We start from the raw sequence: 15756 nt of genomic DNA, 5'->3' as shown, positions 1-15756 counted from the left end.
CAACATGTTTTATCGATTTGCGCACCGCCATTCACCATGTACTGTCAATGGAGAACCGGATGTAGTAATACTATCCCGGGACACCCGAGCAACAACAATTGTCGGTAAGGAATACACGTACAACGGCGTATTTGCTCCAACCTCACCCGTAAAGCCGGGAGACCTGATCGAGAATGGGGAAACATTCCTCGTGCAGACCTTACGGCCCACCACCGAGAAGGATAAATACTGTTCATTGATCAAAACCAATGCAGCAATCACCGTCGAACGCTACTCGCAAGAGTATGACGAGAATGATAATCCAATCGGTGACGAAGAGTACAAGCCCGTTGCCGTGAATGTTATCGCCTTTGCTCAATACGTCACAGCGCGGCTGCGCCAAGACGACCCGGGCTTGCTACCATCCACCACTTACACACTGCAATTACAAACAACAGTCGACATCAAAGACCCGCAGGACGCCATCCATCCCGATCAAGTTAACCTTCACGGTAAAGCTTATCAGGTGGACGCCGTTGATGTGGTCAAATACCCCAATCTCCTGCATGTGCATTTATCGGACAGTGTGCGATGATCACAGGATATGATGCTGCAAGAGCCTCCAGAGACTTGGAGAGCAAGTTAGCCGTCGAGATAACCGGGCTTACAAAACTGGTCCTACTGACCGCCAAGGGTGGCATACGTTACTATCCTGCGGTACGCGACAAACTGCAAATGGAAATGTTAGTCCTCGCTAATCAGATGATATCAGGTGACATTACAGCGGATTACTGGCAAGCGTGGCTTGAACAGTTCGGTAAAGGCTCCCTGATGGCTGATGCCACGCAAAACCCAGGGTTGGTTACGTATATGAACTCTGATGCCTGGAACCGACTGAGATCACGAAGCAGCAAGGTGGTTGTTGGGCGTGGGCAAGGCAACTACAAGAGCATTGACGGTACTATGCGATTCTCAGGCGGTGGATATGCTGGTGTGGATTTGGAGGAACTGGCTGAACGCGGTGATATCGATCCGAAGTTTAAACCTACGCCACCAACATACTTTCTGAGGATAGCTATTCAATCTAACCGAAACCGAATCCTCCAGGGCATTGCTGAAGTAATAGAAAGCTTTCCGTATCATCGGTATTTTACGGAGGTGAAGGATTGAGTCTTCAACTGATTGACGCTATTCAGAACACACACAAGGCCGACGAGGAGTTCATGGCTTTACTCAAACTATTACCGACTGCTGACGGTGAACAAATGGCAACTCGTTTCACAAAAGGCGTAGAGCCTGAAATTGTGGTCACTAAGGAAACAGTTCCTCATATCTGTCAGTACATCATGCCAGGACAATTTGCACGTAACCATCTGGTCTTCCAAGGCAAGTTCTGCATCGACTTTTATGGAAAGACTGGATACGAAGCAAAGCTACTGTTTCAACGTTCATTTGAACTTTTGCATGATCGTAGGATTGTCCAGCCTAAGTTCCATTCATTTTTGTGCGTTCTAGCATATGATGGTGACTTTGCAACGGGGATCAGCGGAGTTAAGGGCTATAAAGGCATCTTCGATATTGATTATATCCGTATGAATTAAGTAGCAATTATGCATAAATGTGATTGTAAAGTATACATGAGGAAGTTCAGCGACATTCGGAGCGAGGTGATAACGGTGACGGAGAAGACTGAAACAAAGAAAGAGCCAACGGAAGTCGAAAAGCTTGTGAAGGAGAAAATATCTCTGGCAAAAAAACTCGGACTGATGGATCAAGGGACGAAGCCGAATGAAGGTTACGAAGAAACGGATGAATACAAACGCATTAATGAAATTGATTTAAAACTATGGGAGCTGATCAAATAAACTGATCAGTTCCTTTTTTATTACCCAGGGAGGGATATACGAATGCAGGAACCATTGGTATTTGATGGAGTCGGTAAGATTTGGATGAGAGAACTGGACGGGACTCTCAGATACATTGATGAAAAAATAAACAGTGTAATGTTCGCTCCACAGTTTTCTTGGACCAAAGTCTTCGGCGGGCAATCCGGCTATGCTTTTCACCTTACAGCCCAGGATCTGCAGGATGTACTTACAATCGAATTGCCGCGCTACTCTGCTGTCATTGCCGAGATTTCGCAAGGTGCAGAGACAAAAACCGGAGTGGTTGATATTGACGAAAATGAAGAAGGTATACTCGGGGCAACTGGATACGCCATACAAGGAATCACGGCGTTTGGCGGTACATTCGTAGCTGCAAGTGACGATGTTTATCTCAAAGCGAATGATGGCTCTTTGACTAAGCTTGAACGAGTAGCGTCAGCACCAACAAGCGAACAATATTCAATCACTGCGGACGGGGTTGTTACTTCCGCCGCCGCGAACTTGAACAAAAACGTTATTGTGACCTATAAGTGGTCTAAACAAGGGACTTCGAGCAACTTCAAGGGAACCCGGAGGCCGAAGCCGTTCAAGTTCGTGCATCGTTTTGAATTAATTAATGACCGCACAGGATTGCCGGTACAGGTGCAATTAACGGTACACAAGGCTGTAGGCGGTGGTACGCTGAATGTCGGCGCTACGCGTAAGACACCAAGCACAAGCACCCTTAACCTGGAGGTACTGGAAGCAGACATCACTCCAGACAACCCAGAGGGCATTGCTGCAACAATTATCTTTGTGGACTAGACTAAATCGCTCCCTCGCTGAAACGGCGGGGGAACATCTATTTTAAGGAGGAACTAACCTTGGATAAACAAATTGATGAAACGTTGAATATTGGATCGGAAGTTAAATTGGCAGAAGGGCTTTCCAAAAATATTAAGATCGGAACCATCGGCCTTATTCGGCAAGTGCGTAAGGTGATGAAAGATGCACCTTACAAATTCTCAAATTCTATTGGTCGCGAAAAATGGCCAGCCACAGATTTGGGTGCAGAGGTGGATTGGCCGGCAATTGAAGCGTCTTACCGTGAGGCGTTTAATCTTGTGCTTGATGGAGGTCTTTCTGACACGGAGTATGAACTGGTTGACTTGAACGGTATTGAGGAGTTGGAAAACCTTCTGACCCGATTTCTATGAGGAATCCTTCCCTCCAGACCCTGATGCAGAGCCTGAGGAAGACGAAGGTGACGGCGGTGAGGGGGACGAGACAGAAACAAACTGGATGGATATGTGGGCTCTGTGTGTAAGTAACGGCATATCTGACAGCGAGTGGATAAACATGACCATCCCTAAAATCCGAGCGCTGATGAAGGCTAAGAACAAGAATCGCGAATTCGAAGTGATCCTGCATGGCGGGGAAATCAAAAATAAAAAGCCGAAGAAAGCCAAGTATCTTTCAGACTTGGGTATCTTCCCTAAATAATATCCAGAGACCTCCGTCACCAAGCGGCAGGTCTCTTTTTCTGTATAAGGACTTAAAACCATATTTCAGGAAAATTTTCCTTACCCAAAAAAAGGGGTGAATTTATATTGGCAGATACAACTAGGGATGTTGTTGGAGCGCGTCTCAATCTCGACACATCTAAAATGATCCCCGCGTTCCAGGCGATTGATCGAGGAGCTAAGGGGAACGCTGAAACCTTCAAAGTATTGAACAATGAAATATCTGTTACAACAAAGAATTACACAGCATTGGCGGGCGCTGCAAACAAACTAGCTCTGACATCCGAAGAGCGACGCAAGAAGATCATGTCGGAATCGGAGGCCTTGATTAAACAGCGAACAGCACAAGCAGAGCTGATTTCCGCGAAGAAGAATCAGTTAGATCAAGCGAATCAAATTATAAATGCCAAATTAGCTGCACAGGAAGCGATTGTAAAGCGAAGATACGATGCTATAGAACAACAAGAGCGAGAGCATCTAAAACGGATGGAAATACTTCAAAATAAAGTTACTTCCAGCGCAATTAAGAAAACAGGATCGGTATCTACCACAACAGACACTACTCGCGAACGTGTCCTCATGCAGGAACAAGCCATCCGACAAAAATTATCACAAATGGCTGAGAAAGAAAGCATGCAGGCCAGAAAACATGCTGCTGATTATGAGAAGTTTTGGTTAAATGCATTACAGTCCAGAGAACGGAAGGAAGCGCAAGTTCGCGAAAGAGCCTTGCAAGAAGAACAACGTGTTCGCCGATCATTGACTCAAACACAAACCCAGGTCAACGGAATCATGGGTACAGCGGCTCAGTATGCCATGACGGGTTCTTTGTACTACGCCTTCACCAGAGGTGCTACAGAGGCCATTAGCCTGCTTAAAGACTTTGAATATGAACTGGTCAACATACAGCGGGTCATGGGGGAGTCTGCGGACGTTGGTTATGTCAAAGATTCCATGATATCCAGCGCCAAAGAATATGGTTACGCACTCAGGGAAGTTGCCAGCGTCTATACACTTGTTGCCCAAAATGGCTTTGACGAAAAGCAGACCGATCAACTAGCGAGAACGGCTCTTATGGCTAAAAACGTTGAGTTGTCCTTCCAAAGTGCTTCACAGGCTCAGGAATTAATGACCGGAGCAATCCTCAACTATGGAATGGCTGCCGAAGATGCAGAACGATTACTCGATAGATTGAATGAGGTCTCCAATAACTTCCCAACAACCTCCAAGAAGCTGCTGGAAGGGATCAATCGAGTCGGTGCAACAGCCAAGAATGCAGGTGTGGACATTGATGAGTTAATTGGTTACCTGACAGTACTTAACCAAGCTGGATTTAGCGGTGCGGTTGCTGGTAATGCCATTAAGTCATTTATTAGCTTTGCCAGCAGACCGATAGCGATCGACAAACTAGAGAAGTATGTAGGCGTGATGAAGCAGGCGGATGGAGAAATGATGGACTTTCCCGAATTGCTTAGCAAAATTGCTGCACAATGGGACACTCTTTCTGACGCCGAACGCAACGAAGTGACGCAGGCTATTGCACGTGGAGATCAAGCATCCCGATTTATCGCACTCATGAAAAACTACAGTAAAGTAATGGACGTAGCCAAGGTATCGGAAGAATCCTTTGGATCTGCGCAGCGAGAGAATGCCCTTGCTATGACCACCCTTACCAAGCAGTCGGAGCAACTCCGTGCTTCTTGGGATGAGTTGATCATTTCTATTGGGGACAGCGGCCTTTTAGGTGGCATGAAGCTGATTGTACAGCAAGCTACCATCCTATTAGATGGCTTTAACAACCTTCCAGGACCAATAAAGAACACGGTCACAACAATCTTACTGCTCGGCGGAGCGATAACTATCCTTAATACCGGTGCCAGAATACTGACTGGACAAACCCTTGTTTCCTTAGTTACTGGTGTAGTTGGAGCGGCCAAGGCGATGCTTGGAATGAAAGTAGCTACTGATGCAGCAAACCTATCACAAAAGGCCTTTATCGCTACACCTATCGGGGCTGCACTAACAGGAATAGCAGTGGCTATAGGAGCTGCCACAACAGCCTGGGCCTATTTCAAAGGAACACAGAGTCAAGTAAGTGACGAAACGATGCAGCAGAATCGGAAAACTGCTGAACTTGTTGCTAGATATGATGAATTGAGAGCGATTGTTGACGATAACACTAAATCAGACCAAGAGGTAACGGCAGCAAAATCCGAACTTGCTAATGTAATGGACAGACTAAGTGCGACTATGCCGGGACTGGTTTCACAGTGGGATGAACTTGGCAACGCCAAAGAAATGGATATTGAAAAGATCGAAGAGTGGAAAACCAGATACGCTGATAGTATTAGGGTTGTAGAACAAGCAAACTTGGATGCTGCAACTAAAAGAAGAGCTGAGCTGGATCAAGAAATGCAGTTCACCGAGAACTCATTAAAAAACGTATCAGAAAGAGATCTTAGCATTGTCGATAAAGCGATGGGGAGAACAGTACAAACCCTTCGAGAATTATGGGGACAAGAAATAATTAATCTTGGCACAGAATTATCGAAAGAAGATGAAAAAATACGCGCAAGTCAAGCGGCGTTAGATGCGCTTAATGGAGTTACTGCAGTAGGAACAGAGCAAAATAGCAGACTGGCAACAGCAGCGGCAGACTCTGCGGATTCAATGGAGAGTTTTGCTGATTCTGCAGGTACTGCCGGCGCTGCAACCGAAGAAGTATCCGATGAGATTAAGGCACTCATTAAGGCACAAGAGGAATGGGAATCAACAGTAAAGGGAAATAGCCAGACTGTTTCGGAACTGAATAAGGTGTTGTACGATTTGGCAGATGGACAATCCTTAAATGCTGCCAATGCAACTGATTTGATCAATAAATATCCGGAACTAGCATCTGCGATCTATAAAACGGCTGATGGTTGGGCTTTCGAGACTGACGCGGTAAACAATCTGAGGAAGATGAAAATCCAGAAGGCGATCGATGATCTGAATTCTGAAAAATCCTCGGCATTTAACACCAAGATAGCTACTGACGAGCGTTTAAAGGCCTACCAGATCGAAGCAAGCGCAATTAAAGACTTGGCCAACTTGAAGGCTCAGTTGAATGGCAGCAAAGCAATCACTGGAGACAATGTTACTCAAACTGGGGATGATCTTAAGTATTTCAAACCTCAGTTCAGGGATGCCGGTATTGCTCAGGCAGCAGCGGAAACTGAGATACAAAGTATCATTGATGACTATGATGCAGCAGCAAAAGTATATGATGATAAAATAGCCGCGCTGGGGAGTATGTATCAAGATCCTACCTTTGGGGTTAGTGAGCCGCAGGACAAGGGGAGCAAAGGAAGCAATGGAAGTAAAGGAAGTGGAAAGTCCGACGCCGAAAAAAACGCAGAAAAAGCAGCAAGTGAAGCCGAAAAGGCGGCAAAAGAAGCAGCAGCGGCGCGTAAGGATGCTTACGATGAAGATATGGATAACTTCAAGTACCTAGTTGAACAACAAGGCTGGTCCATAGAACAACAGATTGCTGGATATGGACGTCTGAAGGATCGCCACAAGCAATATCTCTCAGAAGATAAAGACGCTGTTAAGGAATGGACCAGAGAAGTTAAGGCACTCAATGACAGCAGATTTGAAGAAGATGTTTCATTCCTCGAAAAGAAAACTGAGAAGATGAGACAGGCAAATCTGCAAGAAATTGAGATGGTTAAGACTTCGCTTAATTTCTATACCAAAGAAATGAAGAAGTCCTATTTAACCAACGATCAAAAAGCTGAAGCTCAGAAACAAGTTTTTGATCTGACTGTGAAATACAATGAGCTTCGATACTCTAATTCTCAGTCATGGATCGATAAAGAATCCTCCAAAATGGAGATGTCTGGTAAGAACAAGGTCAATATCATCACAATGGAACTTCAGGCTTATGAACGGATGATAAAAGATAAAAAACGGTCAGCGGAACAGAATTTCGAATTAGAAAGGCTGATCTACGAAAAGAAACAATCTCTGGTCGAACAGCAATTCTCAGATTTTCAAAAAGACTTGAATCATCGAAAGGCTATGGGCGAAACAACAGTTGAATCTGAATTGCAAGCCTGGCTGAAAGTCCAATCCATGTACCGAATTGGAACTGACCAGCGCATGCAAGCAGACGAACAGGTTTATGCGTTGCGCCAAAAACTGATCGAGGATGAAACAAAGTCTGTGGAAACGCTGGCAAAGAACTACAAATCCAACATTGAAGCATCCAAGAACGCAGCGATCAAGGCAATCGAAACGGAACGTGATGCTTACCTTGCTGCCAAGGATGCCGAAATCCAAGCGATCGACGATTTACTTAGTAAGCAGCAAGAGCTAAATGCAGATCAGGATTATGAAAGTGCCTTGGCTGAAAAGCAAGCACGCCTGGCTCTCTTGGCTTCAGCTGTTGGGCCAGATGGAATCGCTGAACGAAAACAGGTTCAAAAAGACATTGAGAAAATGCAGTTAGATCAAGAACGCGTTCTTGCACGGAGAACTCTTGAGGAACAGAAGAAAGCTTTAGAGGATGAGAAAAACACTAAGAAGGATGCTTTTGATAAAGACATCGAAGCGACAAAAACGCATTATGATGAGTTGCTGCAAGCACTGGATAGTTTTTCATCGGACACGGAAAACCGTGCAGAACTAATGAAAAGCATTCAAGTATTAAAGGAATCAGAAAAGAATGCGGAGATACTTTCTCAATTAGATCAGTTTATCGCTGATTACCAGGCTAAAATGAGTAAAATCACCTCATTGTCACCTACGACAAGAGGATCATCACTTTCTCTTGCTTCGGGAAGCGGACAATCAAAAAAGGATCTCGATTTAATTGAGTATAACTCCAACAAGGACGCTTGGGATGCAGCCAAAACAGGCGGAAATAAAGCAGAGATGGAGCAATTGGCAGCAAGAAACGAAGAGCTGCGCAAAAAATATGGGATTGAGAAGGATACAGGAAGACTACAGACTTTCCATGAAGGTGGCGTAGTACGGGGAGCTAGAAGAGGTGAAGAGACTCAGATCACTGCAAAAGTTGGAGAGATGTATATCAATGAAAAACAACAAGATAACCTTTTCAAAATGCTCAACTTCAAGATGCCTAATTTGAACTTTTCAATGCCAGATTTTTCAATTCCAAGTATCTCACCTGTCGGTGGAGGCGGCTTAAACCGTAGCGAGGTCGTAATAACTATGGGGGATACTTATATTGCGGATGAATCTACAGCACGGGTGTTTTGGAGCGAGAAAGACAACTTTGTCCGGCGGTCACAATCCAGAACGGGGGCGAAATAATTGATTGTAGCAACAGCAGACGGCGTGTCGTTTGCGAGTATCGGACTGGGGCTTAAATCTCATAACATCCCCGTTCTGCCGCCGACAAAGGATTACTTCCTTGAACTAGCAGACCGGGATGGGGCTTTAGATTTCGGAAGCACCTACGGGCCACGAACATTTAACCTTGAGTGCGTAGTCATGGCTGATGATACAACGTTGGATTACCAAAGGAGAGTCGCTCTTGTAGCGGCTCTTTTTAATATCCGAAAAGGAGACATCGTATTTACGTTTGGCGATTTAGTAGGAAAGAGGTTTGTTGGAAGATACGCCGGAACAATGGATATTACCAAACTCATCTTTGATGGTGAAGTTACGATTCCCATAAAGATGAATGACCCTTGGCCCGAATCGACTCAAGATACAACCGTTCGTGAATACGGCCAAGGATTGGAGTATGGTCAAGGTTATTTGTACAGTGACTATGCTGTATGGATCGGTTCTAGTGGGCAAAGCATTGTGGTCCGTAATGAAGGCAGTTTACCGGCATACCCAATTATCAGGATTACTGGTTCTTTCGCAAATCTCAGTCTAACAGACGGAGTTTCTACACTTACTTTGTCTGGTACAAGTAGTGCTTCAGACGTCTGGGAGATCAATTGCGATCCGGGAGAATGCACTATTAGCCTCAACGGTCAGAATGCCTATTCCAGAAGCAACGGTGTTTTCTTTGAACTTCAGCCTGGGAATATAACATTCACAACGTCAGGCAACTCATTAGCGTTCAATCTCGCATTCATCTTTCGTTACAAGTATCTCTACTAGGAAGGAGTGATACGCTTGGCATTTAATCGTAGAGTAATAAACAAAGAACTTGATATGGCGAACCTGAACAAGCACAACGACAATTACGCAGATATAGAAACCACATTAGATGCACATGATATTGCAGTTGTAAACTCAGCAAACCATATTGCAAATGGAAACATCCACACTACCGCAGCGGAAAAGACTAAACTGGCCGGTATTACAACAGGAGCCGGTGGGGCTAACTCTGCCACAGACGCAGTAATAGGCAACCGGACGGCAACGGACAGCGCAACGCCAAGCTTAACAGGTACATTGACAGCTCTGTTGTCCAGTCTGTTCACGCTGGTCAAAGGCATTACCGGGAAGCCTGGTGCGCTAACGACCCCGGCTATCAACCTGGAAGCAACCAAGGCCCACGTGGACAATGCCAACTTACACACCACAGCGGCCGAAAAGACCAAACTGTCCGGGATTGCTGCTGGAGCTGAGGTCAACCAGAACGCCTTTGCACAGGTAAACAACATTCCAGCAGCAGCAAAAACGGACACACTCACTGTAACAGGCGGGACCGGGATTACCGTTACCACCAATCCCGCGACCAAGACTATGACTGTCACTGCAACCGGCACGGCCACGCCGGGCGCTCACGGCAGCAGCCATAACATTGATGGCCCTGACCCCATTCCGGATCTGGTAGCGGTCAAAGCGAAAGTAGAGGCATTAGAGGATTTTTTGGCATATATGCCGATTGATGGCGGGTGGTTTGATACGCCTCCAGGAGGTCCAGTCATTGACGGCGGTACCTATTAAAAGGAGGATAATTACATGGTAGTAACGACTATTCAAATTAAGCGCGGACTCTCTGCAAATCTTTCAACCTTGACGCTGGAGGCCGGAGAGCTGGCCCTTGCTACGGATACCGGGAAGTTATACGCAGGAAATGGGACAGGGCGCGTACTACTTAATCCGGACCAAGCTGCGGCTGAGACTGCGGTCAAGCTACAGACGCCGCGTACGATATCAATTACGGGAGACGGGACGGGTTCTGTGTCCTTTGACGGATCGGCTAACGCGCCGATTACGTTAGTCCTTGCTAATAGTGGGGTGACAGCGGGTTCTTATACCAAAGTGACGGTTGACGCCAAAGGACGCGTAACCTCCGCCTCGCAAATGACAGCGGCGGATATTGCGTTGGGTAACGTCACCAATGAGAGTAAGGCTACGATGTTTACTAACGCTGCACTAACGGGCAATCCAACGGTACCAACGCAGGCCACGGCTGACAACAGCACAAGGGCAGCATCTACAGCCTTTGTTAAAGCGCAGGGATATCTATCCGCATCCGACACCATTGACGGCGGTACATTTTAAGGAGGTGCACTATGGCAAATAAGATACAAATCAAGCGTGGTACGATTGCGCAGATCAAAGCGGCGCCGAGAGATATTGCCGAGCTGGTCTATGCTACGGATACCAAGGACTTATATATCGGTAATGCTTCCGGCGGGGATACGCTGTTTCTAGCGGCGGACAATATCCCGTACAACGTAAACCGGCAGGCGATTATAAATGGTGGCTTTGAGGTGGCCCAACGCGGGGCTACATTCACTAATCCGAGTTATGGGACGTACACGTTGGATCGCTATCGGATGGAAGCGGGGGGAGTAGGGACATTTCCTACGTCAATAGTACACTCTCAGGCCACGCTCGTTGCTGGCGCTATACCGGGTGGTGCAAACTACTATAATGTATCTGTTAACGGAGCCGGATCAGGGTACGGCACAGACGCTTATTATCTCATCACTCAACTCATCGAGCGGGGGACGAGATATCTTTGTGGAGCCGGGAAAAAACTTGTTTTAAGCTTTTGGGCATTTAGTTCAATATCAGGCAAAAAGATTGCCGTCAATATAGCGCAATCCTACGGGACTGGGGGGTCGCCGTCAGCTACGGAGCAACTGATAGGGCAGGCCATAACACTCACGGCGGGTTGGGCTCGTTACACAGTGGTGTTTGATACACAAACACTGGTGGGGAAGACTTTCGGTAGCAATGGAGATGATAGTTTGGGGATACGGTTTTGGTTGATGTGGGGAGCAAACTTCAGTTCCCGTTTCGGTGCTTCCACATCTGAGACTTTTTTAGCTGCTGGTAACATCGGTATTGCACAGGTACAACTCAGCACTGCCGATGTCCCATTCCAGCCCCGTACTTACCACGAAGAGTTGTCGCTTTGCCGGAGGTATTTTAGTAAATCCCGCTATGAGTTTGTGTACTCCTATGTTGACCAGGTTTACACAGCATTGGCGAGTTGGCCACAAAGAATGCGGGTAAATCCAACAGTGACTATAGGGACATTACAAGGTGTTTATGACACCGCGCTCGGCGTTACTGCAACAGCAGGGATAAAAGATGCTGACGGGTTGCGCACAATTAACTTGAGTGCGTTGCCGTATCTTAATCAATCAATTAGGGCTGAAGTATCTGCCGATGCCGAACTATAAGGAGGGACGACATGTATAAACACTATATCCGCGTGGATGCTAACGGCAACGTGATCCGCGCCTTTTCTGATGCTTTTGAGCAATCCCAGGACGGGGATATCCTCGTCTCTGAGGGCGGCGGCAGGCACTTTAACCTTGACCTCTGGTATAACGGCGTCATACCGCGTTGGCATGTCCCTGGTGACCAAATGGTAGAGCGAGACGCCAAGGAACTAACGACGCTATGGACGCAGTACCAAGCAGCGCATCCGCCAGAGTTGAGCGATATTGAACAACTTAGAATCGAAAATATGGAGCTGAAGCTAGCTTTGACTGAATTGGCTGAAGCACAAGAAGTTGACAAGACAGAGGTCCAACTGGCGCTCGCAGAAATTGCTATCCTGATTGGAGGTGAGTAGTTTGGCAAAGGTATACTTTGACTTAATCCAAAAGCATTTAAAGACAATTGATGATGTCCCATTGCGTTGGAAAAATGCAGTACAGGAATTATTGAGATAGTATGCCAACTTTCCCATAGATTATTTGATTTTTCATTGTAAGTTGTTGAACTTGATACTATAATTGACTTTGTTTAGATAAATTTAACAATTGGAGGGATCTTCTTGAAGAAGATCATCACTGGTATGTGCGTATTAATTGGATTGAGTGGGCTAGTGCAATATGGCATTCAAGCAATTGATCACAAGGACGACGACAAAGTCAATATAATAAAAATGCAAAAAAATTTTAGAGCTTGGCAGGGTGTGGGATCAAACGGTAAATTAATTTATGTCACTACTGATCGAAATGAAAAATTCTCACTATCGAACACTATTTCAGTCTATGGGATAAAAGGAAACTTTATAAAAGAGAAAACAAAGGCATACATTGGGATGGATAGTCATAAACGCTTTATGTCTTTTGGGGATTGCTATGTTTCTGGAGATTTTCTATATGCAACTGTGTATAATTTTAATTCATCTCCGCCAGAGAAAGATCGAATTAGTAGAATAGTAAAATATAGACTATCTGATTTAAAACAAATCAAGACCTATGATATCGGAGAAGGCACTGCGGAGTCATTAGTGAAATACAAGGAATCATTTTGGGTAGTGTATCATGATAAGAATGAAATAAGGAGATTCGATACCAATTTCAAATTTTTGGAGAGTTACCCACTTTCCGAACAGTTCGGAGGAGAAGGTGGGTATCAAGGAATATTTTTTGAAGGTGATGATCTTTATGGGAATTTACACGGCTCAAATAAATATGGGGAAAATTATGCACAGGGAATGGATAAGTATCATTTTGATGGACATTCCTTCAAGTTTGTTGAGAGAATTAAACCTCCGACTTACGGAAGTGGCCAAGGCGTGGAGAAGGTGGGCAATTTAATATTTTGGACTGACAGACCTGGGAATCAGATTGTTATCACAAATAAAGGAAAAATAAATCAACCTAAATATTAACGCCCATTGAGGCGTTTTTATTTTGCCCTCGGATCCCCGGGGGCTGTTTTTATGTTAAGGAAAATTTTCCTGAGCAAATAAGGAGGTGGCTAATGGACTTTTTACAGTCTTACGACAAGAATATGGTTCCTATCGGCGCGCTGGTCAAATCTTATGATATCACCAGAAAGCGGCGTATTAATTCTGACTACGAGCTTTCCTTTTTGGTTCCAATGTCCTCCAAAGACTACCTTGAAAAGATATTGATCAAAGGTCATGTCAAAGATGAACGAGGACAATATTATGTAATTAACAGCCGGTCCCGAGTCCGCGAAGATAGGAAGCTTACGGCATCCATTATGTGTACGCACGTAATGTTCAAACTTACAGATTTCAAATTCCCATACGCCTCCTACATCGATGAAGCTTATGGTGTTCATATTTCGCAATTGACCAACTTAATTTCTGTGGCCACTGGGGGACGTTTCACCTTTTCGATAGATGATACTTTCGATTTGTTCGATATTAAGGATTTCGTCCAAGGGAACTGTCTCCAGGCACTCAACAAGATCATTGAAATGTATGGCTGTGAAGTTGAACCAGATAACTTCGTGATTCATCTCAAGAAGCGGATCGGAGCAGATAACGGATTACAGTACCGGATAAAGAAGAACATCGTTTCCGACCAATTCAAGGATGACGCATCATCGCTTGTAACCCGTCTGTACTGCCAAATGAAGGACGGTAGGACGTGGATAGGACAATCATCATCAATCCTCACAAACGAAGAGAGGGCGTTACTGGAGGTCGTACCGGGGGCAATCGTTAACGGAATCCTGCAAGTAAATTACCTTATTTCTCCCTATGCCGCAACTTGGGCGAGTAATTCCGTTCCGTTCTTCGACGGGGAAATAATTGAGCAAGATATCGAGGAAGTATCTGACCTGTTGGAGGCTGGACGGAAAACCCTGAGGGAGAAGGAGATACCAAGCTTCGAGGTTACGGCTGACAGTGCAGACCTGTATAAAATAAATAACAGAGAACCAAAGCCAAACCTCGGAGACACCGCCTATTGCCACGACCCAGACATAGAATTGGTTAATCTCAAGGCTCGTATCATGGAGTTAACGGAATATCCATATACGAAGGAGAAGCATACACAGGCAACCTTATCCAATGTCACAGTAAGAGATATGGATGATATCATCGCTGACCTGGATAAGAGTAAAAAGCTTGTAGATAACTTGTATTCAAATGGACGGATTCGGACGGAACTCTTTGAGGCAGTAGCCAAGCAAGTCATTACAGATATCAATAACTCAAAAACGGAACTGATTTATCCAGAGGATGGCGGTATATTAGCAAGGGATAAAAATAATCATTTGCGTCAGGTAAGGTATACCTCGGTAGGGTTAGGGATATCTACAGATGGTTGGAATACAATACGAGCTGCAATTACTGCTGATGGTGTTTTGGCAGAAACGGTTGTGGGTCAGTTCGGTAGCTTTGTTTCAATGTTGATCGGAACCGGGAATGCCGTTACTCAAATCAACACCAACGGTATAGCAGCAGGACACGCCAATTTTAACGATGCACCTTTCAGGGTGGATATGGCTGGGAATCTGGTTGCCAACAAATTGACAGCTAATTATGCGTCCATTGCTAATTCAAATTTCTCGGGTGGAGCAATCATTGGCTCTTCAATCAACATTGGAAGCGGAAATTTCGTAGTTAATACAGCTGGATCAGTATATGCAGCAGATGGGACGTTCCAAGGGACGATTAACGCAAGAGGCGGAACGTTTGAAGGAAACATCTATGCAAGCGGAGAAATTATTGGAGGTACCATTACAGGGGCATTGATCCGAACTTCATCTACGTTATACCCAAGAGTGGTTATCGATCCGTCGAGTGTTGCGTTTGGCGTTTATTCAGATGCTAACAGCGGAATTTTAATACCAGCTTATGATGGCGGCGTGTCCCGTATTATATTCAAGGCTAACGGTAACGAATCGTCAATGTATAATTCACCAACTTTAGGGCTAGTTATGTCTGGATATGGAAATGCATCAATAATGGGGTCAGATGTAAATTTGATGCCAAGTTCAGGAGGTAGCGTAAGAATTCCATCGTGGGGGGCATTGTTTTCGAATGGTGGAAGCACTACGTTACAAGTAGAGCTAAATTCTTTGCAATCTTCAATTACTTCATTGTGGTCGTATATTTACAGTCATACACATACCGTAACGTTACCTCCTCATAATCATGGGAATGCACAAAACCTACCAAACACTGGCGGGGGAACCTATGCAACATCTAAACCGTAATGGTACTATAAGGAAAATACTAT

The 15756-nt window shown here is 45.2% G+C and carries 16 protein-coding genes; all 16 read left to right on the top strand.

Features of this window, described 5'->3' with window-relative positions; genetic code table 11:
• Positions 1-4: 4 nt before the first annotated feature.
• The 16 genes from IEY53_RS08655 (at position 5) to IEY53_RS08585 (ending at position 15733) form a co-directional block, all read left to right on the top strand.
• Positions 5-574, top strand: coding sequence for a hypothetical protein (locus IEY53_RS08655; protein WP_189023948.1), 570 nt, complete (start codon positions 5-7; stop codon positions 572-574).
• Complete coding sequence (locus IEY53_RS08650; protein ID WP_189023946.1) at positions 571-1149, top strand: hypothetical protein; 579 nt, start codon at positions 571-573, stop codon at positions 1147-1149. Before IEY53_RS08655 ends, IEY53_RS08650 begins: the two co-directional genes overlap by 4 nt.
• Complete coding sequence (locus IEY53_RS08645; protein ID WP_189023944.1) at positions 1146-1580, top strand: hypothetical protein; 435 nt, start codon at positions 1146-1148, stop codon at positions 1578-1580. The genes IEY53_RS08650 and IEY53_RS08645 overlap by 4 nt, the downstream gene beginning before the upstream one ends.
• A gap of 66 nt (positions 1581-1646) precedes the next feature.
• Positions 1647-1844 (top strand): hypothetical protein, encoded by a 198-nt coding sequence (locus IEY53_RS08640; RefSeq protein WP_189023942.1) that lies wholly within the window; start codon positions 1647-1649, stop codon positions 1842-1844.
• A 42-nt stretch (positions 1845-1886) separates the two neighbouring features.
• Entirely contained in the window at positions 1887-2669 is a 783-nt protein-coding gene (locus IEY53_RS08635; RefSeq protein WP_189023940.1) for a YomU family phage tail tube protein, read from the top strand.
• 59 nt (positions 2670-2728) lie between these two features.
• Positions 2729-3061: a hypothetical protein gene (locus IEY53_RS08630; protein WP_229696053.1), complete on the top strand. Its 333-nt coding sequence runs from the start codon at positions 2729-2731 to the stop codon at positions 3059-3061.
• Between the two features lie 85 nt (positions 3062-3146).
• A complete protein-coding gene (locus tag IEY53_RS08625; RefSeq protein WP_189024349.1) occupies positions 3147-3347 on the top strand; it encodes a hypothetical protein in 201 nt (66 codons plus the stop codon).
• Between the two features lie 107 nt (positions 3348-3454).
• Positions 3455-8686, top strand: coding sequence for a phage tail tape measure protein (locus IEY53_RS08620; protein ID WP_189023938.1), 5232 nt, complete (start codon positions 3455-3457; stop codon positions 8684-8686).
• Positions 8687-9490, top strand: a complete 804-nt coding sequence (locus IEY53_RS08615; RefSeq protein ID WP_189023936.1) for a phage tail domain-containing protein — start codon at positions 8687-8689, stop codon at positions 9488-9490.
• Between the two features lie 15 nt (positions 9491-9505).
• Positions 9506-10285: a hypothetical protein gene (locus tag IEY53_RS08610; RefSeq protein WP_189023934.1), complete on the top strand. Its 780-nt coding sequence runs from the start codon at positions 9506-9508 to the stop codon at positions 10283-10285.
• Between the two features lie 15 nt (positions 10286-10300).
• Positions 10301-10846 carry a hyaluronate lyase N-terminal domain-containing protein gene (locus tag IEY53_RS08605; RefSeq protein WP_189023932.1) on the top strand — a complete coding sequence of 182 codons (546 nt, stop codon included), beginning with the start codon at positions 10301-10303 and terminating at the stop codon, positions 10844-10846.
• Between the two features lie 11 nt (positions 10847-10857).
• On the top strand, positions 10858-11979 hold the full coding sequence (locus tag IEY53_RS08600; RefSeq protein WP_189023930.1) for a hypothetical protein: 1122 nt from the start codon (positions 10858-10860) through the stop codon (positions 11977-11979).
• Between the two features lie 11 nt (positions 11980-11990).
• A complete protein-coding gene (locus tag IEY53_RS08595; RefSeq protein ID WP_189023928.1) occupies positions 11991-12377 on the top strand; it encodes a hypothetical protein in 387 nt (128 codons plus the stop codon).
• Positions 12370-12477 carry a CD1375 family protein gene (locus tag IEY53_RS36045; RefSeq protein ID WP_373293826.1) on the top strand — a complete coding sequence of 36 codons (108 nt, stop codon included), beginning with the start codon at positions 12370-12372 and terminating at the stop codon, positions 12475-12477. Before IEY53_RS08595 ends, IEY53_RS36045 begins: the two co-directional genes overlap by 8 nt.
• Positions 12478-12581: 104 nt before the next feature.
• Positions 12582-13427: a hypothetical protein gene (locus IEY53_RS08590; RefSeq protein WP_189023927.1), complete on the top strand. Its 846-nt coding sequence runs from the start codon at positions 12582-12584 to the stop codon at positions 13425-13427.
• Positions 13428-13519: 92 nt separating this feature from the next.
• Positions 13520-15733, top strand: a complete 2214-nt coding sequence (locus IEY53_RS08585) for a phage tail protein (RefSeq protein WP_189023926.1) — start codon at positions 13520-13522, stop codon at positions 15731-15733.
• The last annotated feature ends 23 nt before the right edge of the window (positions 15734-15756 follow it).

The organism is Paenibacillus albidus (genome assembly GCF_014644435.1).
GTDB lineage: Bacteria > Bacillota > Bacilli > Paenibacillales > Paenibacillaceae > Paenibacillus_AQ > Paenibacillus_AQ albidus.
This window is presented reverse-complemented; position numbering and strand designations above follow the sequence as displayed.